The following is a 25,099-nucleotide window of genomic DNA, read 5'->3' as shown; positions in this document are numbered from 1 at the left end:
GCGCGTCAGGCCGCGCGCGGGGCGCGGCGGGCGCCGAGGAGGTCGAGGACGAGCGCGGCCGACCACGAGTGGTCGTGGCCGCCGCGACCGGAGCCGTCGAAGGGGTCGAAGAACTCGCGGAAGCCGGACTGGCGGACGAGCCGCAGCGTGGAGCCGTACAGGAGGTCGGCGACGACGGGGAGGCCGTGCACGAGGGCGCCGTACCAGATCAGCCAGTTCGTGCTGATCCAGGTGGGTCCGCGCCAGTAGCCGGAGCGGTCGAAGGCGGGCGACTGGATGTCGCACGTCGGGACGGGGTACCCGGCGGCTCCCGCGAAGCGGGCCGACAGGAGGAGGTCGACGAGGGCGCGGACGATCGGGGCGGGCAGTTCGGGATCCAGCAGGGGGCCGAACGCGCCGACGGTGACGGCGGGCAGCAGCCGGTCGGCGCGCAGGTCGCGGGCGCGGAAGCAGCCGCCGTCGGGGTCCCAGAGGCGGTCGAGGAGGGCCCCGTGGATGCGGGCGGCGCGCTCGCGGTGGGGGGCCGGGTCGGCGCCGACGATCTCGGCGAGTTCGGCGAGGGCGTGCGTGGAGGCGAGGTAGGCGGCGTTGACGAGGGGGTCCTCGACGGCGAACGGGTGCGTCTCGCGGATGTGGCCGGGGCTGTACGCGGTCTCGCGGAGCAGGGTGACGAGCCGGACGTACCGGTCGTAGTCCTCGCCGCTGGGGAGCGCGCGCGGGCTGCGGGCGGGCGCGAAGGCGTCCGGCGGCAGGTCGATGCCGCCGAGCGGACGGTCCCAGGCGGGGCTGTTGTCGAGACCGGACTCCCACGGGTGGCAGATCGCGATGAGGCCGCTGGACTCCAGGTCGCGCACCTGGGCGAGGTAGCGGTGCTGGGCGGCGAGCATCGGGTAGAGGCGGGCGGCGAACGCGCGGTCGGGCGAGGCCCGGTGCAGGCGCAGCGCGACGAGGGCGTGCAGCGGCGGCTGGGTCAGGCCGGACGTGCGGACGCCGCGGGGCGCGGCGGGCTGCCGCTCGCTGCACCACAGTTCCGGGCCGGGGAAGAACGCCCGCCGGTCGAGGCGCGTGTTGAACACGATGTGCGGGAGCATCCCGTCCGCCCACTGGCCGCGGAAGAGCGACAGCAGTTCGCGGCGGGCGCGGTCGGGGCGGTGCCGGGCGAGGCCGAGGGCGGCGAACGCCGAGTCCCAGCTCCACTGGTGCGGGTAGAGGCCGGGCGACGCGGCGGTCGCGGCGCCCGTCCAGTTGGCGTCCAGCACGCACGCCGCGGCCTGCCACAGCGCGGTCTCGTCTCCGGTCAGCCGGGAGCTCATGTGTTCAGGGGGCCTCCTCACTGCGATTGTGACCCCATATCCGTGCCACGACGAGCCCCCTGGCGAAGTTCGTTCCCGACGATGCGGGGTAGAGGCACGTGATTTTCTACGGTGCGGCGGCCCGTGACAGGAGCCATTCCGCGATCTCCTGCCCCGCAACGATGCCGCCGGACGCCGTGACGCTCGTGGTCGGGGACGTCCGTCCGGTGTCGTGCAGCTCGCCGTGCGCGGGCCGGACGGCGGCGTCGGCGGCGTCGAGGAGGTCGACGTCGAGGAGGCTGTCCCCGGCGGCGAGCATGGACGCGGCGCCGGTGCGGCGGGCGACCTCGGCCGCGGCGGCGGCCTTGGTGAGGCCGGACGGCAGGCAGTACACCTTCCTGCCCTGCAGGGACGTGCGCCAGCCGCGGTCGGCGCACCAGCCGGTGAGGTCGTCCACCCAGCCCGCGGGTAGGGCGGCGCGGTCGACGACGGTGTAGGCGAACAGGTCGGAGGCGGTGCGGCGTTTCAGGACGAAGTCGCCCGAGACGCCCGTGAGGTGTTCCCGAATCTCCGCGAGGGGCGCGCACTCGCCGGCGACGCGGGTCCGGACGGACGCGGACCAGTCGGGGTCGTCGGCGCCGTCCACGAGGAGGTGCCCGCCGTTGGCGCAGATCGCGTACGCGGGCGGCTTCTCCAGCAGGCGGACGCGACGGTACTGCTCGGGCGTGCGCGTCGTGGTCGGGACGAACGTGGCCGCGGCCGCGAGGTCCTCCAGGGTGCGTGCGGCCTTCTCCGTCATGTAGGAGAGCGGTTTTCCTTGGTAGAACTCCACGCACAGGAGGCGCGGCATCGTTTCGTCTGGGCCGTCCAAGGCGAACGCGGCCTGCGAGTAGATGAGCGTGCGATCCAGGTCGGAACACACAAGGACGGTCACTGAACGGCCCCCTTGCCGAACTTCGGGTGGATGAAGCCCATGCAGGCGTACGGGAAGGCGTCCGGGGCGACTTCCTCGATCGGGACGCCGCGTTCCCGGGCCAGCAGGCGGATGTGCGTCACCTCCGGCCCCGCGTCCGCGCGGATGAGCACCTTCCAGGGCACCCGTCGCAGAAGTACACGGGTCGTTTCCCCGATCCCCGGTTTCACGAGGTTGAGGTCGTCGGTGCCCTGCGCGCGCGCCCAGCGGCGGACGGCGTCCCACCCGGACCAGTCGGGTGTCCGGTCGGCGGCGCGGAGGGCGGGCAGGTCCTTCGCGACCCGTTCGGCGACGTCGTCGAAGCGGGCGCGGACGGCGTCGAGGAAGAGCGCGGAGACGTCGTCGGCGGCGAGATCGGCGTAGAACTTCGCGCCGTGGAAGTCGCCGGGGCCGATCAGGTCGGCGTTGAGGACGGTGCGGCTGACCAGCCCGGACACGGTCGAGTTCAGGCAGGCGGACGGGATCAGGAAGTCGTCGCGCGTGCCGTGCAGCGGGGTGCAGCGCCCGGGGTCGGCCAGGACGGCGAGGTCGGGGCGGAACGGGCCGCCGCGGAGGGCGTCGGTGAGTTCCCGGGTGATCGCGCCCTTGCCCGTCCAGCCGTCGACGAACATCACGCGGGACGGGTCGTGGCGCCCGGCGAGGTACCGCAGGGCGGTGCCGTCGATGCCCCGGGCGCGCACGATGCTGATCGCGTAGTGCGGCAGGTCGAGCCCGTGGGCGAACCGCGCCCAGCGCCGCATCAGGATCCCGACGGGCGTTCCGGCGCGGGCGAGCGACACCAGGACGGCGTCCGGGCCGCGCTCGGCGAGGACGAGCTCGGTGACGAGGCCCGTCGCGTACGCGATGCGCTCGGCGGAGGCGTCCAGGGCCGCGTGGAAGAGCCGCCGGTACTCCGGGCCGGGCTGGTACTCGACGGGGAGCGACTCCGCGTAGTGGGCGCGGCCCGCCTGGATCGCGGCCTCGCGTTCCTCGGTGGGCGCCTCCAGTTCCACGTCCGAGAGGTCCTTCAGCAGCCACGTGACGTCCTCGGCGGGGTAGCTGCCGAATTCCGGGCCGTGCAGCGGCTTCACGCTGGTCTCCTGTGGGACGGGACGGTGGCGATCGTCACCGGGGCAAGCGCGCGCAGCCGGGGCAGAAGGCCACTGGCCAGGACGTCGGTGTCCCCTGGGCCGTCCACCACGAACACGATCCGGTCGAACCCCGCGGAGACGTTGTAGGCGTACCGCTCCCCCGGCCCGTCGGCGGGATCGTCGTGCGAAGGGAACGCGAGGCGCGTCCGGATGGCGTAGCCGGGGTCGTCCACCGCGAGGACGGGCGAACGCGTCGTCGTCGAGTACCGGACGCCCACGCCCTGCAGGGCGTCCGCGAGCGCTTCCGCGAGACGCAGGGGCGCGTACATCAGCTCCTCGAAGCCGAGGACGAGCACCCGGGAGAATCCGTCGCCGAGACCGTCCGCGATGGTGTCGGCCATACGCGGCAGGTCCTTCTCCAAGCGCGCGCGGTGTGCGGGCAGGAACCCGTGCCGCCCGCCGTCGGGAAGCCCGGACGGCCAGTCGAGCCGCGCACGGGTCACAGGGAACGCGTCGCCCGCGGGAGCCGCCCCGGATTCGGTGGGTTCGGTGAGGCTCGCCACGAGGGCCTGCCCGGCCGCCAGGATGCCCTCGGGCAGTTCGACGCGCCCCGCGGCGAGCGCCACGGCGTCGATGCGGGCGCCCAGCCGGGCGGCGAGCGCGTCCATGCGGGCCCGGTCCTCGTCGCCCCGCAGGTCGACCAGGGCGGCCAGGACGTAGTGGCGGCGCGGGCGGACGGCGTGCAGCGCCTCGATCGTGTTCAGCACCGTGCGTCCGGTCGACAGCTCGTCGTCCACCAGGACCATGGGGACGTCGCGGTCGAGGGCGGCGGAGTCCGCGGGGAGCAGGAGGTGGCTCGTGGCGTGGCTGTGCTCCTCCTCGAACCCTCCGTAGGTGGTGAAGCCCGGTACCGGACGGCGCGTGGAGTGCAGGTAGTACGCGCCGCCCAGAGCATCCGCCACGGAGTGCCCCAGGGCCGTCGCGGTCTCCGCATAGCCGAACACGATCGCGTCCTGGGGTTGCTGAGGCTCGCACAGGACGTCCCGTAGTGCGGCCGCCGCGCCCGGTGCGCCGTCCAGAGCGCCCGTGAGGAGCGAACCCGCGCGGGACGGTACGTCCGCGTCGTTCAGGCGCGCGCGCACGAGGCCGCCCAGCAGCAGCCCGGCGCCGTACACCAGCCGCGGGTCGGTGGGGACGTGCTTGCCCAGCACCGCCGACACCAGCAGGTGCGCGCGGCGCGGGTTCCGGCGGACCGCGAGCCCGACGAGGTCGGACAGCCCGGCGCCGACCGGGCGCGCGCCGTCGGTCAGCCGCACGCCGAGCCGTTCCGCGACCCACGTCCCCGCCCACGCACCGGCCCGTGCACCGGCGCCGGTCATCTCCGGTCGCCTCCCCATATTTCGCATCATGGCACGTCGGCGGCTTCGAGCAGCTCGACGAACGTGACGTTCTCGGCGGCGACGCCGAACACCCGGGCGCGCAGCATCAGCCGCTCCGCCCAGGCCCGGTGCGGCTTGGCCTCGTTCATCTTGTTCGCGTACGCGCTCGCCATCGCCCCGCCCCCGGCGACGCCGAGGATGTCGGCGGCGTCGCAGTACTCCTCGTGGGTGACGACCGACAGCGCGTGGACGGCCGCGACATGGCTCGGGTGGATCACCGTCTTGCCGATCAGGCCGTTGGCCTTGTCGAGGTGCACCTCGCGGATCAGCCCGTCCAGGTCGGAGGTGATCAGCCGCTGCCGCAGCGGCGCCGCCCGCTGGACGTCGAACGGGGTGCTGCGCAGCTGCGGCTTGAACATCCGCTCGCCCGCCGAGAAGTACTCCCAGACCGGCCCGGTGATCACGAAGCCGGTGCCGTCGGCGCGGCCGAGCACGTTGACGACGTCGCTGATCACGCCCGCGACCGGGCGGATGTCGTAGATCGTCAGGTCCGGGGGGCGGCGCAGCCCGTACGCGGCGGACATGTCGGTCGCGCCCAGCCGGACCGCCAGGATCCGGTCGCGGTGCTTGGCGAGCAGCCGCGCGACGTCGTGCAGCATCTCGGCGCGCGTCTCGCCGTAGACCGTCTCGGGGCTCTCGATCACCGGCATGGCCAGCAGCGGCAGCCCGCTGCGGGCGGCGGTGTCGGCCAGCGCGTCCAGGAACGCTCCACCGGCGGACGCGCCGAACTTCGGCAGCACGAACCCGCTGACCAGCTCGGCGGCGCCGCCGAGCCGGTCGATGAGGTCCCCGATCTGCCCGGGGGCGCGGACGCGGACGAACAGCAGCGGCGCCGCTCCCCCGCGCGCGTGCAGGTCGGTGAACGCGGCGACCAGGTTCGCCTCGCCCTGGACCACGTCGCCGTCGGCGATCGCGTCCTCCAGGCACACGACCATGCTCTTCACCCCGCGCCGCGCGGCCTTGCCGATGGCGTCGGCGAGGGCCGGGCGGGTCGCCGGGCAGTAGAGCGTCGCGCCGAGCGCCACGGCGAGGACCGACGGGTCGTCGTGCCGGGCGAACGGGCGCGGGTGCCGGAAGAACAGGTGCTTGCGGCGGGCGGCATCGACATGATCGAAATGCCGCATGCCGGACCGCCGCGAGCCCCCGTCCGGCTCGGCGCGTCCCGTTCCGGGGTGGTGCATGACCGTCACGGCCGCCCGATCGGGTCGCTCACAGGTGCGCCGACACCGCGGGCAGCAGGTGCTGGAAGGTCCGCCCGGAGGCGGTCGCGCCGATCGCCGTCATCGACCAGCCGCTCCCGTCCCGCGACACCTTCGCCATGATCTGCGCGTTGTGCCGGCCGCCCTCGGACAGCTCGTAGCGCGCGATCTCCTGCCCGGTGCTCTCGTCCACCAGCCGGCAGAACGCGTTCGCGATCTGCGAGAAGTCCTGGCCGGTGAAGGAGTTGACCGTGAAGACCAACTGGTGGACGTTGTCGGGGATCCGCTGCAGGTCGACGTTGATGACCTCGTCGTCGCCCTCGCCCTCGCCCGTCAGGTTGTCGCCGGTGTGGTGGACGGCCCCTTCCTTGCTCTGCAGCTGGCGGAACCACACCTGGTCGGCGAGGTTCCCGGCGGCGTCGAACAGCAGGCACGACGCGTCCAGGTCGATGGACTGGGCGCGGCTCTTGCCGAACAGGCCCTTCTTGGCGACGGCGTCCCAGCCCAGGCCCATCCGGACGCGGGTGAGGCTGCCGCCCCCGGGCTTGGCCAGCGAGACCTTCTGCCCCTTCTGCAGCGAGATCGACATCGTCGGCTCCTTCGGTGATCGATGGGGATTCGCGTGGGTCGTCGGACAGGGGGCGGGGTGGGAGCGGGCCGGGGTCGGGGGCGGGGCCGTCGGCGCTCGGTCCGGGTATCAGACCTTTCCGGCGTGCAGCGTCTTGTCCTCGCCGGACGGGGCGGCCGGGCCGTCGTCCCCGTTCCGGTTGCGCATCACCGAGCTGACGAACGCGGCGATGATCAGGCCCGCGCCGCCGGTGATCCACTCGGGGACGTGGCCGCCGATGCCGATCAGCATGCAGACGGCGAGGGCGCCGATCGCCCAGTGGGCGCCGTGCTCCAGGTAGACGTAGGTGTGCAGGGTGCCCTTGCGGACGAGGAACACCGTCAGCGACCGGATGTACATCGCGCCGATGCCGAGGCCGAGCGCGATGATGATCGGGTCGGTGCTGATCGCGAACGCGCCGATGACGCCGTCGAAGCTGAACGAGGCGTCCAGGACCTCCAGGTAGAGGAACAGGAAGAACCCGGCCTTGCCGGTGGCCTTGGCGAGGTCGCTCGGCCCGGACCGCCGGATCGTGACCTCGTCCTCGGCGCCGTCGTCATCGTCGTCGATCTCGCTCGCCTCGGAGAACAGCTCGCCGAGCCCGTTCACGAGGATGTAGGTGACCATGCCCAGCACACCGGCGATCATGACCTCGCCGGGGTCGTCGGCCCAGATCGTGGCGACCAGCGCGAGGGCGCCGCCCGCGATGACGACCGCCAGCTGGTCGAGCTTGCCGATCACGGCGAGCGGGCGTTCCAGCCACGTCAGCCACTGGACGTCGCGCTCCTCGAACACGAAGTTCAGGAACAGCATCATCAGGAACATGCCGCCGAACGCCGCGATGGTCGGGTACGCCTGCTCCATCAGGTGGTGGTACCTGCCGGAGTCGTTCAACGCCAGGTCGAACGCCTCGATCGGCCCCAGCCGGGCGGTGATCCCGACGATGACGAGCGGGAACACCAGCCGCATGCCGAACACCGCGATCGCGATGCCGATCGTCAAGAAGATCTTCTGCCAGAACGCGCTCATCCGGTCGAGCACCTTGGCGTTGACCACGGCGTTGTCGAACGAGAGCGAGATCTCGAGAACGGCCAGGACCGCGACGAGCGCGAGGCCCGTGGCCCTGTCATAGAAGAAGGCGGCGACCAGGCCGAGGACCGTGATGCCGAAGGACCACCCGAAGGTGCGAAGAATCATGCGCGTATTTCTGCTAGTCAGTTCGGCCGGACGGGTCCCGCCCGGCCAGCGGGGGCCGTTGTTCAGCCGACGGTCGTTCAGCCGACATTGACGCCGAAGTCCATGGCGATGCCGGCCAAACCGGAGGCGTACCCCTGGCCGACCGCTCTGAACTTCCACTCACCGTTGTGACGGTACAACTCTCCGAACACCATCGCGGTCTCGGTCGAGGCGTCCTCGGACAGGTCGAAGCGCGCCAGCTCGGCGTCGTCGGCCCGGTTGACGATCCGGATGAACGCGTTGCGGACCTGGCCGAAGTTCTGGTGCCGGTTGTCGGCGTCGTAGATCGACACGGGGAACACGATGCGTTCGCACTCGGCGGGCACGCCGCCGAGGTCCACGTTGACGACCTCGTCGTCGCCCTCGCCCTCACCGGTCAGGTTGTCGCCGGTGTGCTCGACCGACCCGTCCGGGCTCGTCAGGTTGTTGAAGAACACGAAGTGCTGGTCCGACAGCACCTTCCCGGACTCGCCGAGCAGCAGCGCGGACGCGTCCAGGTCGAAGTCGGCGCCGGTGGTGGCCCGGACGTCCCAGCCGAGGCCGACGGCGACCGCCGTGAGATTGGGCGCGGCCTTCGTCAGCGAGACGTTGCCGCCCTTGGCGAGTGAGACACCCATGTACGGGCCACCCCTTCCGTGCAGACTGTTTCCGTGCGGTTCGCCCCCCGCCCGGTTCACGGGCGGGGGGCGAGCGATCAGAGGTTGACGCCGAAGTCCGTCGCGATTCCGGCGAGCCCCGACGCGTAGCCCTGGCCGACGGCGCGGAACTTCCACTCCGCACCGGCGCGGTACAGCTCGCCGAACACCATCGCGGTCTCCATCGAGGCGTCCTCGGTGAGGTCGTAACGGGCGAGCTCGGTGCCGTCGCCCTGGTTCATCACGCGGATGAAGGCGTTGCGGACCTGCCCGAAGTTCTGGCTCCGGGAGTCGGCGTCGTAGATCGACACGGCGAACGCCACCCGCTCGGCGGTGGCCGGCATCGCGCCGAAGTCGACCTTGATCTGCTCGTCGTCGCCCTCACCGGCGCCGGTCTTGTTGTCGCCGGTGTGCTCGACCGCGCCGTCCGGCGTGCGCAGGTTGTTGAAGAACACGAAGTGCTGGTCGGTGATGATCTTGCCGGAGCCTCCAGGACGAGCGCGGATGCGTCCAGGTCGAAGTCGGTGCCGGTGGTGGTGCGCAGGTCCCAGCCCAGGCCGACGGTCACCGCCGTCAGCCCCGGCGCCTGCTTGGTGAGCGAGACATTGCCGCCCTTGCTGAGACTGACGCCCACGTGTTCCTCCAAGATCGCATGTCTTCACCGGACGCACCTCGGTTCGTACGGGCGTCCCGGTATATCGACGTAGCAGCGATGCTATCCGTTCCATCCGGGACGTCGGCATTACCGGAAGGGGGCCGTACTGCGCGACACTGGACAGTGGACGAAGGGAGGCGGCGTTGCGGGGTGCGGGCGACCAGCGCAGGCGAGGCCGGGGGGCGCAGGAGGCGGCGGCGGCGATCGAAGCCAGGGAGGCGGCCGCGTCCGCCTTCTACGACATGGACCAGGCGCAGAAGTTCATCGGCGGCCGCGTCACCGTCTTCGAGGATCTGGACGCCCGCGCGGCCGAACCGGCCCGGCGCGAGTTCGCCGGGCTGTCGGAGGCCGCCGACGCCGCGTCCGTGGCGTACATCTCGGTCGTCGACGCGCACGACGTGAGCGACCAGGATCGGTCACCGGCGGAGTACGACGCGGCCCGCCGCGCGTTCGTCGCGTGCACCGAGCGGCTGCAGAAGACCACCCGGGACCTCAACGGCTTCGCCGAGCGGCTCTCGCCGAAGATGGCGCGCCTGGAGTCGGCCCTCGACCGGCTGCCGCCGAAGCTGGGCGCGGCGCGCGACGCCGTGGCCGCCGCCGACGCCGCCGTGACGGCGGCGCGGGAGGCCGGGATGGACGCGTCCGACCCGGCGGCCGAACTCGACCGGGCCAAGGAGTCCCTCGGCGTCCTGTCGTCCCGCGGCCTCGGCGGGCTCGGCCTGGACGGCGCGCTGCGCCGGGCCGAGGAGATCCGCGACACCGCCGAACGCGCGCGGGAGGCGGCGGCCGAGCTGCCGAAGCAGGGCGAGAAGGTCCGCAACTCGCTGAACTCGGTCAGAACGCGGGTGGACGTCGTCGCGAACCGCGTCGGGACCGTCCGGCAGGCGATGAAGACGATGCTGCGCAAGTACTCGCAGTCCTGCTGGCAGGACCTGCGGGGCGCGCCGGACGCGATCGAGGCGGGCGTGGGACGCGCCCGCGAGCGGCTGGACGAGGCCGCCGATCACGCCGCGCCGCGCCGAGTGGAAGCAGGCGCAGCAGGCGCTGACCGCGGCCCGCACCGAGCTGAACGCCGCCGACCGCCGCGCCGGGCAGGTCACCGGACGGGTCGAGCGGCTGGACGAGGTCGCCGCCGATCCCGCCGGACCCGTCGAGGCGTGCGGTTCGCCGTCCGGGACGCGCAGCGCCTCGCCGTCGCGCAGCCCGGCGGCGCGGCCCCGCACCACGCGCGCGTCCTCGACGGCCTCGTCGAACGGCTGGAGAAGGCGCCGGGACGCCTCACGGGCACGCACCCCGACTACTGGGCGTACCTGCAAGAACTCGAGTCGATCAAGACGGCGGCGGGCGACGTCGTCACCCGCATCCGCTCCGAGCGGGCCGCGCAGGGCTGACGCCCCGGACGGCCAGGGCGGCACGGACGGTCGGCACGGACGGCCGGCGCGGCCATCAGCGCGGACGGTCGTGCACGCCCATCGTCAGGTTGCGCGCGGCCATCGGGGGGCCGCCGGGGCCGGGGTCCTTGTACGGGGGCACCTGCCCGTGCTGCTGCCCGTGCTGCGGCATGGGCGGCGCCTGGTCGCGGGGCGGCGCGGCGGCGGGCTCGGCCCAGACGGCCGTGCCGTAGGCGCAGACCTCGTAGGCGCCGCCGCCGATCGGGGCGGTGTCGAAGCGCATGCCGACGACCGAGTTGGCGCCCTTGCGGCGCGCCTCCTCGCCGAGCCGGTCCACCGCCTCGCGGCGGGCCGCGCTCAGCCCGGGCGCCGGGCGCTCCCCCGTCACCCGGAACGTGGAGCTGCTGCCGGACGGCCCGTGCTGCGGCGCCATGCCCTGGTCGGGCTGGACGGCGGCGCCCAGGACCTCGCCGAGCACGCTGCGGATCTCGAAACCCGCCAGGCCGTCAGTGGTCACGATCAGCATGGTCACAACGGTAATCGACGGGACGGACGGAATGCGACGTTCGCCCGTACCTGCGCATCGCCGCGCGCGGGCGTCCCCCGCCACGGACGGGCGCGCCCGGCGCGGCTCTCGCCGCGTTCCCCACCGCGGCCCTCCGCGCGCGCGCCCGCCGTGGCCATGGGGTTCACTCCAGATATTCGCGCAGCATCTGCGCGCGGGACGGGTGGCGGAGTTTCGCGAGCGTCTTGGACTCGATCTGGCGGATCCGCTCCCGGGTCACGCCGAACTCCCGGCCGACCTCCTCGAGGGTGCGCGGATGACCGTCGGCCAGGCCGAAGCGCAGCTGGATGATGCGCTGCTCCCGTTCCGACAGCGTGCCGAGGATGTCCTCCAGCTGGTCCTGCAGCAGGATGAACGCCGCGGCCTCGATCGGGACGACCGCGTCCGCGTCCTCGATGAAGTCGCCGAGGTCGGAGTCCTCCTCACCGATCGGCGACTGCAGCGAGACCGGTTCCTGGGAGATCCGCTGGATCTCCACGACCCGGACGGGCGTCAGTGCCATCTCCAGGCCGATCTCCTCGGGCGTCGGCTCGCGTCCGAGGTCCTGGTGGAGCTGGCGTTGCACGCGGACGAGCTTGTTGATCGTCTCCACCATGTGCACGGGGATCCGGATCGTGCGGGCCTGGTCGGCGATGGCCCGGGTGATCGCCTGGCGGATCCACCACGTGGCGTAGGTGGAGAACTTGAACCCTTTCGTGTAGTCGAATTTCTCGACCGCTCGGATGAGTCCGAGATTTCCCTCCTGGATCAGGTCGAGGAACAGCATTCCCCGCCCCACATAGCGTTTGGCGATCGAGACCACGAGCCGCAGGTTGGCCTCGATCAGTCGTTGCTTCGCCCGCCTGCCTTCGCGGGCGAGGAGTTCGAGGTCGATCCGTTCGCCGCGGTCGAGGACGGCGGCGCGCGCCGTCTTCTCCTCCGCGAACAGTCCCGCCTCGATCGACTTCGCGAGTTCTACTTCATCTTCTGCCGTGAGAAGCGGTACGCGACCGATCTCTCTCAGATAGATCCGGACCAGGTCGCTCGTCGGCGCCCGCTTGCCGAGGTCTCCCTCATCAACCCGCGCGGCGTCCTCGTTCTCCTGCTGGGGTTCGAGGACGTCCACCCCCTGCTCCGCGAGCATCCGGACGACCCGTTCCAGGGAGTCGTCCGGCAAGTCCGAGCGGTCGAGCGCGGCAGCGACGTCCGCGACGGTCACACCGCCGCGCTCTCTGCCACGTGCGACGAGGTCCGCCACCTGATCAACCGATGGCGCCTCGCTAGGCAGCACCGAAGGGCCCACGTGGACAGTCTGCGATAAATGCGGCCTAGATCACAGGACCCATTTTGCGGGCGCTTGACCTACTGCGCTCCAAGACCGCGCTCACGCAACACCCGTCGCTGCTGCTCAAGCGCGACAAGATCGCCGAAGAGCCGGTTGTACTCCTCGGGGTTCTCGGCCGGATTCAGCCGCCCGAGTTTAGATTTGGCGTCGGCGATCATGCGGGTGAGCTGCCGCTCCTGGATTCGGGCCAGCAGTTCCGCGGCATAACGGTCGTCCGATTCGGACGCGGACCGTACCGGCTCGACTCCGAGCATGGTGATCAGGTCTCTGACCTGCTCGTTCGGGGACAGCTCCAGGAGCGCGCCGACCCACTCGGAGATCGCGCCGGCCGCCGTCACGCCGCCCGCCGAGCCGATCACGGTGCGGACGGCGGCGTGCTGCGGCGCGAGGAACGCCTCGGGCAGGACCTCCTCGTCGAAGCCCGGCCCGAGCAGCGCCGGGCGCTGCACGGCCAGTTTGAGCAGCTCGCGCTCCCGCTGCACCTCGGGATCGTTCGGGTCGACGGCCGGACGAGCGGGCGCCGCGGGCCCCCCGGACGCCTGCGCCCCGCCGTTCGGGCCGCCGTTCGGGCCGCCGTTCGGACCGGCGCCGTTCCGGCCGCCGTTGGGGCCGCCGCCGTTCCGGGCGTTCGCGTTCCCGCCGCGCGGTCGCCGCCCCGCCCGTTCGGGCCGCCCCGCCCGTTCTGGCCGCCGTTGCCGTGCCGGCGGGCGGCCAGTTCGCGGACGCGGCGCAACACGAACTGCTCGTCCATGATGCCGAGCCAGCGGTCCAGGTTGATCGCGTACATGTGGCGGCGCGACCGGTCCTTGATCGCCGCGACGACGGGGGCGGCGGCGTCCAGCGCGGCGAGCCGCCCCTCGACGGTGTCGAGGTCGTGCCGCTCGATGGCCTGCGCACCGCGAACTCGAACAGCGGCACCCGGGACGCCACCAGGTCGCGCACGGCCGCCTCGCCGTGCCGGATGCGCAGGTCGCACGGGTCGAGACCGTCCGGCTGGACGGCCACGAACGTCTGGCTGACGAACTTCTGCTCGTCGTCGAAGGCCCGCAGCGCGGCCTTCTGCCCGGCCGCGTCGCCGTCGAACGTGAAGATCACCTCGCCGCGGAACTCGTCCTGGTCCATCAGGAGGCGGCGCAGCACCTTGATGTGGTCGTCGCCGAACGCCGTCCCGGACGTCGCGATGGCGGTCTCGACGCCCGACAGGTGGCACGCCATCACGTCGGTGTAGCCCTCGACCACCACGGCCTGCCGCCGCCGCGCGATCGCCTTCTTGGCGAGGTCGGCCCCGTACAGCACCGATCCCTTGTGGAACAGCGGCGTCTCGGGGGTGTTCAGGTACTTGGGGCCCTCGTCGTCGTCGAACAGGCGCCGCGCGCCGAACCCGACGACGTCGCCGCTCAGGTCGCGGATCGGCCACATCAGCCGGCCGCGGAACCGGTCCATCGGCCCGCGCCGCCCCTCCTTGGCGAGGCCGCCGGTGACGACGTCCCGGTCGGCGAGCGCGCCGCGCAGGTGCCGGACGAGCCCCTCCCATTCGCGGGGCGCGAACCCGACGCCGAACCGCGCGGCGTCGGCGGGCTCGAAGCCGCGCTCGGACAGGAACCGGCGGGCGATCTCGCCCTCGGGCGCGGCGAGCCGCTCGGCGTAGAACTCGGCGGCGGCCTTGTGCGCCTCCAGCATCCGGGCGCGCTGCCCGCCGTCCTGCCGGGGGCCGCGCCGCCCGTCGTCCTCGTAGCGGAGCTGGATGCCGCCCTGGGCGGCGAGCCGCTCGACCGCCTCGGAGAACGACAGGTGGTCGATCTCCTGGACGAACTTGATGACGTCGCCGCCCGCCTCGCAGCCGAAGCAGTAGTACAGGCCGCGCGCCGGGGTCACGTTGAACGACGGGGACTTCTCGTCGTGGAAGGGGCACAGCCCCTTGAGGTTGCCGCCGCCCGCGTTGCGCAGCTGCAGGTACTCGCCGATGACGTCGGCGATGGACGAGCGCTCGCGGACGAGCGCGATGTCCTCATTGCGAATACGGCCTGCCACGTCGGGGAGTCTACGGCGGGGGAACGACATCCGAGGCATCCCGGCGGGAACCGGCGCCCCCGGCCGGTCGGGAACGCCGGTGGCCGGACCCGGTCCGGTTAACGGCGGGTAACCATGGTGCGGCTATGGACAACCGGGACCGGTGCGCGGTGTGATGGCGAACCGAGATTTTGCCCACCCCCAGGCGGACCCGATGACGGATGTTGTGCTCGACGGCGTCGAGAAAATCTATCCCGGCGGGCAGGCGGCCGTCCGCAACGTGCGCCTGCGGATCAACGACGGCGAGCTGTTCGTGCTGCTGGGACCGTCCGGCTGCGGCAAGTCGACGATCCTGCGGATGATCGCCGGGCTGGAGGACATCACCTCGGGCGACCTGTGGCTGAACGGTTCGGTGGCGAACGAGCTGACGCCGCGCGAGCGGAACGTCGCGATGGTGTTCCAGGAGGGCGCCCTGTACCCGCACCGCACCGTCAAGGGGAACATGATGTTCCCGCTGGAGGTGTCGGGGGACGATCGCGCCGAGGCGTCCGCGCGGGTGGTCGAGCTGGCGCGCGCGCTGGGCCTGAACACGATGATCGACCGGCTGCCGGCGACGCTGTCGGGCGGCAGCGGCAGCGGGCGGCGATCGGCCGGGCGCTGATCCGCGAGCCGTCGCTGTTCCTGATGGACGAACCGCTGTCGAGCCTCGACGCGGGGCTGCGCACTGAGCTGCGCGTGGAGATCTCCGCGCTGGTGCGCTCCAGCCGCACCACCACGGTCTACGTCACGCACGACCAGATCGAGGCGATGACGATGGCCGACCGCATGGCCGTCCTGCGCGACGGCGTGCTGGAGGACGTCGGCACGCCCGAGCAGATCTACGAGGATCCGGCGACCGTGTTCGTCGCGGCGTTCCTCAGCTCGCCGCCGATCAACCTGCTGCAGGCGACGCTGTGGGCCGTCGAGGGCGAGGGCCTGCAACTGGACTTCGGCGCGCAGCGGCTGCTGGTGCCGTGGGACGATCCGCGCGCGTCCTGGCTGATCAGCCAGCACGGCCGCCAGGTGATCGTGGGGATCCGCCCGGACACGCTGACGCCGATCGCCGCCGGGACGCCGGCCCCGCCGGGAACGGTCCTGTCCGGGCAGGTCCGGTCGCTGGAGTTCCACGGGCACGAGTGGCTGGCCTACGCGGGGGCGGGGATCCCGACCGTGGACGCGAACGAGGTGGGCCGTCCCGTCCGCGTCGGGTACGCCGAGACCGGACGGCCGGGGGTGCGCGACCGGGTGCGGGCGATGCTGGGCGGCCGTCCCGCCGCGGCCGCCGAGCCGCCGGCGGAGGAGGAGCACTCGGGGCACCATCGCCGGTCCGACCTGATCTTCCGGATCGGGCCCGGCCAGCGGCCGAACCCCGGCGAGCACGTGGCGCTGACCGTCTCGTTCGACCGGATGCTGATCTTCGACGCGGACGGCCGGCGGGTCACGCCCGTCCGGCGATGATCCGGTCCAGCCGCGCGAATCCCGCGTCGATCCCGGCTTCCGCGACGGCGCCGTAGCCGAGGACGAGGCCGGGGGCCGCGGGCCCGGTCACGGCGAACTCCGACAGGGCGAACAGCCCGACCCCGGCGGCGAGCGCGCGCCGCGCGACCGCCGCGTCGTCCGTCCCTTCCGGCAGCAGCGCGCTCAGGTGCAGCCCGGCCTCGGACGGGACGGGCCGCGACCAGCGGCCCGCGAGTTCGGCGACCCGCTCGTGCCGGGCCCGGTACGCGCGCCGGGAGCGGCGGACGTGCCGGGCGAGCAGGCCCTCGTCGATGAACCGGGCGAGCGCGGCCTGCGCGGGAAGTTCGGCGTGCCAGCTCGACGCGTAGCGGGCCAGCCGGAACGCGCGGTGCAGGGACGGCGGCGCGACGAGGAACCCCAGGCGCAGCACCGGCCGCATGACCTTGGAGAACGTGCCGGTGTACAGGACGCGGCCGTCCTCGTCGAGGTTCTGCAGCGGTTCGATCGGGCGTCCGCCGTACCGGAACTCGGTGTCGTAGTCGTCCTCGACGATCACCGCGTCGCGGCGCCGCGCCCAGTCCAGGAGGGCGCGGCGGCGGGGCAGCGACATGGGCATGCCCAGCGGGAACTGGTGGGACGGCGTCACGTACACCGCGCGGGCGTCGCCGGGCAGGTCGTCGACCCGCAGTCCGTCGCCGTCCACGGGCACGCCCGCCACCCGCAGCCCGGCGGCGCGCAGCAGCGTGACGACGGGCGGGTAGCCGGGGTCCTCGACGGCCACGACGTCGCCGGGTTCGAGCAGGACGCGGACGATCAGGTCGATCGCCTGCTGCGTGCCGGAGGTGACGACGACGTCCGCCGGGCTCGCCCGTACCGAGCGGGAGACGCCGACGTGCCGGGCGATCGCCTCCCGCAGGCCGGCGAGCCCGGCCGGGTCGCCCGCCGACGCGGCGTCGCGCAGCCCGGACGGGCGCAGCACCCCGGCGGTGATCCGCCGCCACGCCTCGAACGGGAACAGCCGCACGTCCGGGATCCCGGCGCGCAGGTCGAAGCGAATGCCCGGCATGGGCCGCGGCCAGACCGACAGTTCGTCCCATACGGGGCGGGGGCGCAGCGGCGACGCGGCCGGGGCGCCGCGCGGGGCCGCGCCCGCGTCCTGGACGTACGTGCCCGCGCCGACGCGGCTGCGCAGGAACCCTTCGGCGGCGAGGCGGTCGTAGGCGACGGCGACGGTGTTGCGGGAGACGGCGAGCCGCCGGGCCAGTTCGCGGGTGGGCGGCACCGGCTCGGCGGCCCGCAGCCTGCCGTCCAGGATCGCGTCCCGCAACTGCCGGTAGATCTGCCCGGACAGGTCCTTCCGGCCGACCAGGCTGACATGGAGGTCCACCCGGTGACGGTAGATCGGCTCAGTCATTCGGCGCAATTTTGGCCCTGTGACCGGGCCGCTCTGCCGCCTTACGGTGACGGCATGAGCCTCACGAAAGAGCTGCTTTCCACCGATTTCCGCGACCTCGACCGCAGCGGCCTCGACCTCTGGCTCGGCACGATCGCGCAGGTCGGGACCGACATGCTCGCCCTGCCCACACCGTGCCCGGACTGGACGCTGCACGGCCTGATCCGGCACCAGCTCGACCAGGACTCGGGGTTCGCCGCCGCCGCGCGGGGCGAGGGCGCGCGCCCGTCCGTCTGGCGCGGCACCGACCTCGGCGGCGACCCGCACGCCGCCGCCGAGGCGTCCGCCGACCGCGTCACCGCCGCGTTCGCCGCGACCGGCCCGCGCGACGAGTTCTTCCTCCCCGAGATCGGCGACGGCGTCACGGTGCCCGCGTCCCTCGCGATCGGGTTCCACCTGGTGGACGTGGTCGTGCACGCGTGGGACGCGGCCGTCGCGTCGGCGCCGGGTGGGAGCCGGACGCCGATCTCGTCGAGGCGTCGCTCGCGATCGCCGCGATCGTCCCGGCGGACGGGCGCGGACCGGGCGAGGCGTTCGCCGCGCCCGTCCCGGCCGCCGACGGCGCGGACCGCGGGACCGCCTGCTCGCCCTCCTCGGCCGCTCCCCCGTCCGATGCTGAGGAGCGCCTGGACCCCCGGCCCGGCTCCCCTCCCGGCTCCCGGCTCGGGGTCCCTCCTCGTCGCCGTCACCGACTTCACGTGCGCCCGCGCACGCGACCTCCCGGGCGTCTTCCGGGCGGGCACGGCGCTGCGCCGTTCCTGGCCGGACCTGCCGGGCGCGGTCGGGCTCTGGCTCTGGTCGCTCCCGCGGGAGCGCCGGTGCGGCTCGGTGTCGGTCTGGACGGACGGCGCCGCGCTGCGCGGCTTCGTGCGGCTTCCGGAGCACGTCGCGATCATGCGGCGGTACCGCGACCGCGGGGAGATCCGCTCCGTCACGTGGGAGACGGACGCCGCCGACGTCTTCGACAGGGCCGCGACGTGGGCCCGCGCCGAACTCGTCCTCACGGGTTCGAATCAGGGGCAGGGTCAGGATGGGGCGGGGGCGGCGCCGTCGCAGAGGTTCTCGCGGTAGAGGTCGATCTTCCGGTGGATGTGCCGCTGCTGGTCGCGCAGCCGGGCGATCTGCTCCTCGACCCGCCGGTCGTGGGCCCGCAGGAGGTCGAGGCGCTCCCGCACCGTCTCGCCCTCGCCCCGGACGAGCTCGGAGTAGCGCAGCATCTCGGCGATGGGCATCCCGGTCTCGCGCAGGCACCGCAGCAGGCCGAGCCAGTGCAGGTCGTCGTCGCTGAACACGCGCCGCGTTCCGCGCGATGCCCGACAGCAGGCCGATCTTCTCGTAGTACCGCAGGGTGTCGATGCTGAAGCCGCTCTTCTCGGCGGTTTCGGACGGAGTGTAAGAACTCACCCGGCCAGCTTCCCACCTGGAGTGCACTCCAGGTCAAGGAGACGTTCACCGCACCCCGATGGCGGGTACGGCGCGCTTGACCTGGAGCGCGCTCCAGGTCGCAGAGTGATGGCACCAGGGTTGCGACGACACCGTCCACCGGCACCGACGAAGGACCAGCATGCGCATCGGACTTCAGGTCCCCAGCTTCACCTTCCCCGGCGGGCCCGAGCAGATCGGCCCGACGTTCGGGGGCATCGCCCGAGACGCCGACCAGGCCGGGCTCCACTCGCTGTGGGTCATGGACCACTTCTTCCAGATCGACATGGTCGGCCCTCCCGAGGAGCCGATGCTGGAGGCGTACTCGGCGCTGTCGTACGCGGCGGCGCTGACGGAGAACATCACGCTGGGGACGCTGGTCACCGGCGTCACCTACCGCCACCCGGGGATCCTCGTGAAGACGGTCACCACCCTGGACGTCCTGTCGGGCGGACGGGCGTGGCTCGGCATCGGCGCGGCGTGGAACGACGAGGAGTCGCGGGGCCTCGGCATCGCGTTCCCGCCGACCGCCGAGCGGTTCGAGCGGCTGGAGGAGACGCTGCGGATCGCCCACCGGATGTGGCGGGGCGACGAGGCGCCGTTCGAGGGCGAGCACTACCGGCTGGAGCGTCCGCTGAACTCGCCGCCCGCGCTGCGCCCCCCGCACCCGCCGATCCTGATCGGCGGCAGCGGCGAGAAGAAGACGCTGCGGTTCGTCGCGAAGTACGCCGACGCCTGCAACCTGTTCGACGGCGACGAGCTGCCACGCAAGCTCGACGTCCTGCGCGAGCACTGCGAGCGGGAGGGACGCGACTACGCCGACATCGAGAAGACCTGTTTGTCGATCTTCCAGGGCCCGCCGTCGGTGGACGCGGCCGTCGACACGATCGGCAGGCTCGCCGAGGCGGGCGCGACCACGGGCTCTTCTCGCAGAGCACCGGCCAGGACCTGGTCGGCCTGCTCGGCGAGGCCCGGGCGCAGACGGAGAAGATCGTCCCGGCGGGGCGGTGAAGCCCGTCCCGGCCGGACGGTGACGCGCGCGGCCGCCCCCGGAGTCCGGGGCGCCGCGCGTTCCTCAGCCGGGGATCATCTCGTGGTAGTGCAGCGGCACCCCGAACAGGTTCAGCGCGTTGATGATCGCCACCAGCCCCACGAGGTCGCCGGCCTCCCGGTCGTCCGGGTAGTGCTCGCGCAGCGCCTTCCACATCTCGTCGGTGACCGGCTCGCGCCGGGTGACCGCCTCGGTGTAGTCGAGCGCGGCCCGCTCCGCACCGGTGTAGTGCGGCGACTCCCGCCAGACGGTGAGGTGGTGCAGGCGCTCCTCCCGTTCGCCCTGGTCGCGCGCGTCCCGGGAGTGGATGTCCACGCAGTAGGCGCACCCGTTGAGCTGGGACGCCCGAAGCTTGATCAGTTCCCGCACGGCGGGGTCGAGCGGTCCCTTGTGGATCACCCCGGCCGTCTTGATGATCCCCTGGTAGACCTCGGGGCTGGCCTCCTGCAGCAGCATGCGCGGCATGGTCGTCTCCTTTCGTCGCCAGGGAGACGACGCACCCGCCGGGGTTGTGACAGCGATACCCGGGTCCGATTCGGCGCGCGGTTCGGCGCTCGATTCAGCGCGCGTCCGCGCGGCCGCCGCCGTCGAGCTTGGCCGGGTTGAGGACGCGCCGGTAGGCGACCACGCGACCGTCCGCGATCTCCAGCGCGTCGATGGCAACGAGCCGTCCGTCGCGGTGGACCAGCATGCCGGGACCGCCGTTGACCTCGGCGGGGGTCGACCGGAAGCCGTAATTGACGGACGTCCGCAGCAGCGCGGTCGCGATCCGCGCGGCACCGCGGACGACCTTGCGGGCGGCGAAGACGCGGCCGCCGCCGTCGGTGGTGTAGGCGGCGTCCGGGTCCAGCAGTTCGAGCAGCGCGGCCTCGTCGCGGCGCTCGTAGGCGGCGCGGAACGCGGCCAGCACGCGGGCGCCTTCGGGCCCGCCGGACGGCGGCGGGGCGGCGGCGACCTTACGGCCCGCCCGCGACACCAGCTGGCGGCACGCGGCGGGCGTCTTCCCGAGCACCTCCGCGATCCGCTCGTACGGGACGCCGAACGCCCGGTACAGGACGAACGCGACGCGCTCGGGCGGCGACAGCTCCTCCATCACCAGCAGCATCGCGGTGCCGAGCGTGTCGTCGACGAGCACCGGCTCGGCCGCGTCCGGGCCGGTCAGGAGCGGTTCGGGCAGCCACGGGCCGACGTAGTCGACGCGGCGGGCGCGGGCGGAGCGCAGGACGTCGTAGGCGCGGCGCGCGGCGACCGTGATCAGCCAGGCGCGCAGGTCGCGGACGTCGTCGAGGGACGCGTCCGCCGCGCGCAGCCAGGTGTCCTGGACGATGTCGTCGGCGTCGGCGACGGAGCCGGTGATGCGGTACGCGGCGCCGAACACCGCCGGACGGTGCAGCGCCCACTCGTCGTCCAGGCGGCCCGCCTCAGGTCGTGGCAGGGGTGAACACCCACTTCTTGTACGACCAGTACCGGAACGCGGCGCCGAGGCCGACACCGGCGAGCAGCCCGAGGTTGTAGGCGATGCCGCCGTGCAGGCCGAGCGTGTAGTAGGTGAACCCGGTGCACGCCACCTGGATGAGGATCCCGAGGCCGTTCAGCGCGAAGAAGACGACGACCTCGCGGCCCGACCCGTCGCTGTCGCGGTGCCGGAACGTCCAGAAGCGGTTGGCGAGGTAGGACGTCAGCGTGGAGACGATCCCGGGCACGACGACGCTGGTGATGGGGCTGTCGCCGAGCCAGGCGCGCATGAGGTTCGCGCCCAGGATCATGATCAGCGTGCCGATGGTCCCGACGAAACCGAACGTGAGCAGCTCGCGCAGGAACGTGCGTTTCGGCCGGACGGTCGCGACCGTTTCGGTCGGCCTCGACCGTTGCATGGTGCTCACTCGCCCAGACCTTACCCGAGGGAAACTCATACCTTGGGAGGAGCCTGCGGGGACGCCCGAGGCCGGCGGCCCGCGGCGGCGGGCCGCCTACACGCCGCCGACACGCCGCCGACACGCCGCCGACGCGCCGCCGTCCGCCCCGGAACGCCTCGTCAGCGCAGGTCGGCGAGCGGGACGGCCGGATCGGCGAGCCGCGCCGCGTCCACCGGCCGTCCCGACCGGATGAGTTCCTGGACGTCGCCGGTCACGTCCCACACGTTCACGTTCATGCCCGCGACGACCCGCCCGCCCGACAGCCAGAACGCGACGAACTCGCCGGCGGCACGGTCGCCCCGGTACACCACCTCGTCGTACTCCCCCGGCGAGGCGACGCCCGACATCTCCATGCCGAGGTCGAACTGGTCGCTGAAGAAGTACGGGACGCGGTCGTAGACGACGTCGCGGCCGAGCATCGCGCGGGCGGCGGCCGTGCCGCCGTTCAGCGCGTTCGCCCAGTGCTCGACGCGGATCCGGCGGCCCAGCAGCGGGTTGTAGGCGTTGGCGACGTCGCCCGCCGCGAACACGTCGGCGTCGGACGTGCGCAGCGACTGGTCCACCAGGATCCCGTCCGACACCTCCAGGCCCGCGCCCTCCGCGAGCCGGGTGTTCGGCCGCACCCCGATGCCGACGATCACGACGTCCGCGGGCACCTCCGCGCCGCCGGACGTCACCGCCGCCGACACCTGCCCGGCGCCCCAGAACCCCGCGACGCCCTGCTCCAGGCGCAGGTCGACGCCGTTGTCGCGGTGCAGGTCGGCGAACATCCCGCCGATCTCCGGCCCGACGGCCTGGTGCAGCGGCACGGGTTCCGGCTCGATCACCGTCACGTCGTTGCCGTGCGCGCGCGCAGCCGCGGCCGTCTCCAGCCCGATCCAGCCCGCCCCGGCCACCACGACCCGGCGGCCACCGTGGACGAGCGCCTGCTTCAGCTCCGCCGCGTCCGCCATCGTCCGCAGATAGTGGATCCCCTGCAGCCGCGCCCCCGGGACGTCCAGCCGCCGCGGCGCCACGCCGGTGGCCAGCAGCGCCCGGTCGTAGCCGATCCGCTCGCCGCTCGCCAGCCGGACGACGTGCGCGGCCGCGTCGAGCGCGTCGGCCGCCACCCCGAGCCGCAGTTCGACGTCGTGCTCGCCGTACCACTCGGCGTCGTGGACGTGCGCCTTGTCCCGCGGCTCCGCGCCCAGCAGGAACCCCTTCGACAGCGGCGGCCGCTCGTACGGGCGCTCGATCTCCTCGCCGATCAGCACGATCCGTCCGGCGAAACCCTCCTCCCGGAGCGTCTCCGCGGCCTTGGCGCCGGTCAGGCCGGCGCCCACGATGACGAACGTCCCCTCGGGCATGATGCCTCCTATGGTCACCTTGAGTCATCCTCACGTGACATCTGTGATGAGACAAGGGTCCCGGGGCGGGCGCGTCTTACGTGATCGGCCGGTCAGCCGGTCAGCAGCCTGTGGCGGGCGATGGCGGAAATGTCGGTGAGCGAGGCGATCTGGTCGACGACGGCGCGCAGCCGGCCCGCGTCGTCGGCCGCCTCCTCGAAGGCGGCGCGGAACCCCGGTTCGAGGGTGCCGGGAGCGCCCGCGAGCATCAGCTCGGCCAGCTCGGTGATCAGCGTGCGCTGGCGGGCCCTGACCTCCTCGTGGCTGATCCACACGTAGTGCGCGGTGATGCCCTTGAGCAGCGCGTTCTCCAGCCGGGTCGCCCGCGGGACGACGAGTTCCGCGGCGTACCGGGTCAGCGGGCGGTCGCCGTGCGCGGCCCGGGTGGCGTCCTCGGCGGCCAGGCAGAACCGGCCGATCAGCGTGCTCGTGAGGTTCTTCAGCGCGGCGAGGCTGCGCGGGGTGCCGTCGTAGCGGGACGGCCAGTACGGTTCGGCGAGCAGCGCGGCGAAGCGTTCCTCCAGTTCGGCCAGGTCGGCGTCGGCGCAGTACAGCTTGCGCGCGGTCGCGGCGACGAGGCGGCGCTCGGCGGGGTCGGCCAGCCGCACGAAGTCGATGTGCCCGGCGACCAGCGCGTCCTCCAGATCGTGGACGGAGTAGGCGACGTCGTCGCTCCAGTCCATGACCTGGGCCTCGAAGCACGTCCGGCCGGGTTCGGCGCTTTCGCGCACCCAGCGCGCGACGTCCAGATCGTCGTCGTAGACCCCGAACTTGCCGCCGGCGGCGTCGCACTGCGGCGTGCCGGCCGTCCAGGGGTACTTCATCGCGGCGTCCAGCGCGGCCCGCGTCAGGTTGAGGCCGACGCTGCGGCCGAGCAGCGGCGGGGCGTCCGGGGCGAACGACTTGGGTTCCAGCCTGGTCAGCACCCGCAGGCTCTGCGCGTTGCCCTCGAACCCGCCGCAGTCGCGCGCGACGACGTCGAGGGCGGCCTCCCCGTTGTGCCCGAACGGGGGGTGCCCGATGTCGTGCGACAGGCAGGCCGTCTCCACCAGATCGGGGTCGCAGCCGAGCGCTTTGCCCAGCTCACGGCCCACCTGGGCGCACTCCAGCGAGTGGGTGAGGCGGGTGCGCAGGCTCTGCACGGTGTCGTCGCCCGCGTCCGCGCCGGGCGAGGCGACCTGGGTCTGGCCGCCAGCCTGCGCAGCGCGGCGCTGTGCAGGACGCGCGCCCGGTCGCGTTCGAAGGCGGTGCGGTCGCGCCGCTTGGACGGTTCGGGCGCCCAGCGCCGCCGGTCGTCTTCGGTGTAGGTGGTCATCTCCCGTCCAGGTTAAGCGGGCGGGTCGGGCGGCGGGTCAGGCCGCGGGATCGCCGTCGCCGCCGAGGAACGCGTAGGACAGGTAGGCGGCGGTCTCCCGGACGATGTAGTACGCCTGCGTCTCGCGGGTCTGGACGGTCGGGCCGCTGCGCGTCGGGGACGCCGCGGCCTCGATGCCGTGGTCCTCGGCCATCCGCTCGGAGCGCAGCGAGTGCCACGGATCGGAGACGATCACCCCGGACGCCCAGCCGCGGTCGTCGTACAGCCGCCCGACCGCCTCGAAGCTCTGCAGCGTGTCGCTTCCGGTGGGGACCGCGACGACGTCCCCCGCGGGCACCCCGCCCTCCTCGATCAGCCAGCGGCGGCCCGAACCGGCCTCGGTGTACTCGTCGCCGGGCCGGTTGCCGCCGACGGTGACGATCGTCGGCGCGACCCCGTCCCGGTAGAGGTCCAGCGCGTGCTGCAGGCGCCAGCGCAGCGTCGGCGACGGCTTCCCGTTGTACTGCGCGGCGCCGAGGACGATGATCGCGTCCGAGCGCGGACGCTCGTCCTGGCGCGCCTCGTACCAGACGCGAGCGGCGAGGGTGAGGGGCGTGAGCAGGGCGACGATCAGCAGGCCGACCACGAGGCCGACGGGGAGCACGACCCACGCCGACCCGCGGCG

At 73.0% G+C, this 25,099-nt stretch carries 23 protein-coding genes and 4 pseudogenes; 5 read left to right on the top strand and 22 right to left on the bottom strand.

Annotated elements, in window-relative coordinates; translation table 11 throughout:
* Nucleotides 1–5: 5 nt before the first annotated feature.
* The 9 genes and pseudogenes from BJF79_RS05050 to BJF79_RS05010 all read right to left on the bottom strand — a co-directional run bounded on the left by BJF79_RS05050 (nucleotide 6) and on the right by BJF79_RS05010 (nucleotide 9,085).
* Nucleotides 6–1,313, bottom strand: a complete 1,308-nt coding sequence (locus tag BJF79_RS05050; RefSeq protein WP_075895231.1) for an amylo-alpha-1,6-glucosidase — start codon at nucleotides 1,311–1,313, stop codon at nucleotides 6–8.
* Nucleotides 1,314–1,419: 106 nt separating this feature from the next.
* Nucleotides 1,420–2,226 (bottom strand): HAD family hydrolase, encoded by an 807-nt coding sequence (locus tag BJF79_RS05045; RefSeq protein ID WP_075895230.1) that lies wholly within the window; start codon nucleotides 2,224–2,226, stop codon nucleotides 1,420–1,422.
* Nucleotides 2,223–3,335, bottom strand: a complete 1,113-nt coding sequence (locus tag BJF79_RS57005) for a cysteine protease StiP family protein (RefSeq protein ID WP_075895229.1) — start codon at nucleotides 3,333–3,335, stop codon at nucleotides 2,223–2,225. Before BJF79_RS57005 ends, BJF79_RS05045 begins: the two co-directional genes overlap by 4 nt.
* Nucleotides 3,332–4,714, bottom strand: a complete 1,383-nt coding sequence (locus BJF79_RS57000) for a phosphoribosyltransferase family protein (protein ID WP_075895228.1) — start codon at nucleotides 4,712–4,714, stop codon at nucleotides 3,332–3,334. The genes BJF79_RS57005 and BJF79_RS57000 overlap by 4 nt, the downstream gene beginning before the upstream one ends.
* Nucleotides 4,715–4,740: 26 nt before the next feature.
* Nucleotides 4,741–5,955 carry an HpcH/HpaI aldolase/citrate lyase family protein gene (locus BJF79_RS05030; protein ID WP_262401561.1) on the bottom strand — a complete coding sequence of 405 codons (1,215 nt, stop codon included), beginning with the start codon at nucleotides 5,953–5,955 and terminating at the stop codon, nucleotides 4,741–4,743.
* A 28-nt stretch (nucleotides 5,956–5,983) separates the two neighbouring features.
* A complete protein-coding gene (locus tag BJF79_RS05025; protein ID WP_075895227.1) occupies nucleotides 5,984–6,562 on the bottom strand; it encodes a TerD family protein in 579 nt (192 codons plus the stop codon).
* Nucleotides 6,563–6,670: 108 nt separating this feature from the next.
* On the bottom strand, nucleotides 6,671–7,777 hold the full coding sequence (locus tag BJF79_RS05020) for a DUF475 domain-containing protein (RefSeq protein ID WP_075895226.1): 1,107 nt from the start codon (nucleotides 7,775–7,777) through the stop codon (nucleotides 6,671–6,673).
* Between the two features lie 77 nt (nucleotides 7,778–7,854).
* The gene (locus BJF79_RS05015; protein ID WP_075895225.1) at nucleotides 7,855–8,433 is read right to left on the bottom strand and encodes a TerD family protein; all 579 of its coding nucleotides are present in this window, start codon (nucleotides 8,431–8,433) and stop codon (nucleotides 7,855–7,857) included.
* Nucleotides 8,434–8,510: 77 nt separating this feature from the next.
* A pseudogene (locus BJF79_RS05010) lies at nucleotides 8,511–9,085 on the bottom strand (TerD family protein).
* A 164-nt stretch (nucleotides 9,086–9,249) separates the two neighbouring features.
* Between BJF79_RS05010 and BJF79_RS05005 the strand changes: the two are divergent.
* A complete protein-coding gene (locus tag BJF79_RS05005; RefSeq protein WP_083733173.1) occupies nucleotides 9,250–10,497 on the top strand; it encodes a molecular chaperone DnaJ in 1,248 nt (415 codons plus the stop codon).
* Nucleotides 10,498–10,552: 55 nt separating this feature from the next.
* Here the strand turns inward: BJF79_RS05005 and BJF79_RS05000 are convergent, their stop codons facing one another.
* The 5 genes and pseudogenes from BJF79_RS05000 to dnaG form a co-directional block, all read right to left on the bottom strand.
* Nucleotides 10,553–11,023, bottom strand: coding sequence for a YbjQ family protein (locus BJF79_RS05000; protein ID WP_075895269.1), 471 nt, complete (start codon nucleotides 11,021–11,023; stop codon nucleotides 10,553–10,555).
* Between the two features lie 163 nt (nucleotides 11,024–11,186).
* Nucleotides 11,187–12,332, bottom strand: a complete 1,146-nt coding sequence (gene rpoD / locus BJF79_RS04995) for an RNA polymerase sigma factor RpoD (RefSeq protein ID WP_075895224.1) — start codon at nucleotides 12,330–12,332, stop codon at nucleotides 11,187–11,189.
* A gap of 71 nt (nucleotides 12,333–12,403) precedes the next feature.
* A complete protein-coding gene (locus BJF79_RS58515; RefSeq protein ID WP_262401560.1) occupies nucleotides 12,404–12,835 on the bottom strand; it encodes a hypothetical protein in 432 nt (143 codons plus the stop codon).
* Nucleotides 12,742–13,362: a hypothetical protein gene (locus tag BJF79_RS66510; protein ID WP_410050050.1), complete on the bottom strand. Its 621-nt coding sequence runs from the start codon at nucleotides 13,360–13,362 to the stop codon at nucleotides 12,742–12,744. The genes BJF79_RS58515 and BJF79_RS66510 overlap by 94 nt, the downstream gene beginning before the upstream one ends.
* Nucleotides 13,326–14,447 (bottom strand): annotated as a pseudogene (dnaG, locus tag BJF79_RS04990) (DNA primase); the annotation flags it as partial. The pseudogene dnaG and the gene BJF79_RS66510, both read right to left, overlap by 37 nt.
* 163 nt (nucleotides 14,448–14,610) lie before the next feature.
* Here dnaG and BJF79_RS58510 point away from each other — a divergent pair.
* Together BJF79_RS58510 and BJF79_RS58505 are read left to right on the top strand one after the other, a co-directional pair.
* A complete protein-coding gene (locus tag BJF79_RS58510; RefSeq protein ID WP_262401551.1) occupies nucleotides 14,611–15,057 on the top strand; it encodes an ABC transporter ATP-binding protein in 447 nt (148 codons plus the stop codon).
* A 23-nt stretch (nucleotides 15,058–15,080) separates the two neighbouring features.
* Entirely contained in the window at nucleotides 15,081–15,893 is an 813-nt protein-coding gene (locus BJF79_RS58505; RefSeq protein ID WP_262401550.1) for a hypothetical protein, read from the top strand.
* Here BJF79_RS58505 and BJF79_RS04980 read toward each other — a convergent pair.
* Nucleotides 15,874–17,307, bottom strand: a complete 1,434-nt coding sequence (locus BJF79_RS04980) for a PLP-dependent aminotransferase family protein (protein ID WP_262401549.1) — start codon at nucleotides 17,305–17,307, stop codon at nucleotides 15,874–15,876. The two genes, BJF79_RS58505 and BJF79_RS04980, sit on opposite strands and share 20 nt — an antisense overlap.
* Nucleotides 17,308–17,361: 54 nt before the next feature.
* On the opposite strand from BJF79_RS04980, the gene BJF79_RS58500 reads away from it, so the two are divergent.
* The gene (locus tag BJF79_RS58500; protein ID WP_262401548.1) at nucleotides 17,362–18,417 is read left to right on the top strand and encodes a maleylpyruvate isomerase N-terminal domain-containing protein; all 1,056 of its coding nucleotides are present in this window, start codon (nucleotides 17,362–17,364) and stop codon (nucleotides 18,415–18,417) included.
* On the opposite strand, the gene BJF79_RS04965 is transcribed toward BJF79_RS58500, so the two are convergent.
* A complete protein-coding gene (locus BJF79_RS04965) occupies nucleotides 18,372–18,638 on the bottom strand; it encodes a MerR family DNA-binding protein (protein WP_262401547.1) in 267 nt (88 codons plus the stop codon). The two genes, BJF79_RS58500 and BJF79_RS04965, sit on opposite strands and share 46 nt — an antisense overlap.
* Before the next feature lie 272 nt (nucleotides 18,639–18,910).
* Between BJF79_RS04965 and BJF79_RS04960 the strand changes: the two are divergent.
* Nucleotides 18,911–19,609: pseudogene (locus BJF79_RS04960) on the top strand (LLM class F420-dependent oxidoreductase); the annotation flags it as partial.
* A gap of 234 nt (nucleotides 19,610–19,843) precedes the next feature.
* Here BJF79_RS04960 and BJF79_RS04955 read toward each other — a convergent pair.
* From BJF79_RS04955 to BJF79_RS04930, 6 genes and pseudogenes are all read right to left on the bottom strand, one after another.
* Nucleotides 19,844–20,275: a carboxymuconolactone decarboxylase family protein gene (locus BJF79_RS04955; RefSeq protein ID WP_262401559.1), complete on the bottom strand. Its 432-nt coding sequence runs from the start codon at nucleotides 20,273–20,275 to the stop codon at nucleotides 19,844–19,846.
* A 103-nt stretch (nucleotides 20,276–20,378) separates the two neighbouring features.
* Nucleotides 20,379–21,311 (bottom strand): RNA polymerase sigma factor SigJ, encoded by a 933-nt coding sequence (gene sigJ / locus BJF79_RS04950; protein WP_262401546.1) that lies wholly within the window; start codon nucleotides 21,309–21,311, stop codon nucleotides 20,379–20,381.
* Nucleotides 21,241–21,693, bottom strand: a complete 453-nt coding sequence (locus BJF79_RS04945; RefSeq protein WP_075895267.1) for a GtrA family protein — start codon at nucleotides 21,691–21,693, stop codon at nucleotides 21,241–21,243. The genes sigJ and BJF79_RS04945 overlap by 71 nt, the downstream gene beginning before the upstream one ends.
* A 161-nt stretch (nucleotides 21,694–21,854) precedes the next feature.
* A complete protein-coding gene (locus BJF79_RS04940) occupies nucleotides 21,855–23,081 on the bottom strand; it encodes an NAD(P)/FAD-dependent oxidoreductase (RefSeq protein ID WP_075895221.1) in 1,227 nt (408 codons plus the stop codon).
* A 92-nt stretch (nucleotides 23,082–23,173) separates the two neighbouring features.
* Nucleotides 23,174–24,435: pseudogene (locus BJF79_RS04935) on the bottom strand (deoxyguanosinetriphosphate triphosphohydrolase).
* A gap of 37 nt (nucleotides 24,436–24,472) precedes the next feature.
* Nucleotides 24,473–25,078, bottom strand: coding sequence for a YdcF family protein (locus BJF79_RS04930; RefSeq protein ID WP_316043267.1), 606 nt, complete (start codon nucleotides 25,076–25,078; stop codon nucleotides 24,473–24,475).
* Nucleotides 25,079–25,099 lie beyond the last annotated feature (21 nt).

This window comes from Actinomadura sp. CNU-125, assembly GCF_001942465.1.
Lineage (GTDB): Bacteria > Actinomycetota > Actinomycetes > Streptosporangiales > Streptosporangiaceae > Spirillospora.
The sequence above is the reverse complement of the archived record's forward strand: the minus strand, read 5'-3'. Positions and strand labels throughout refer to the sequence as shown.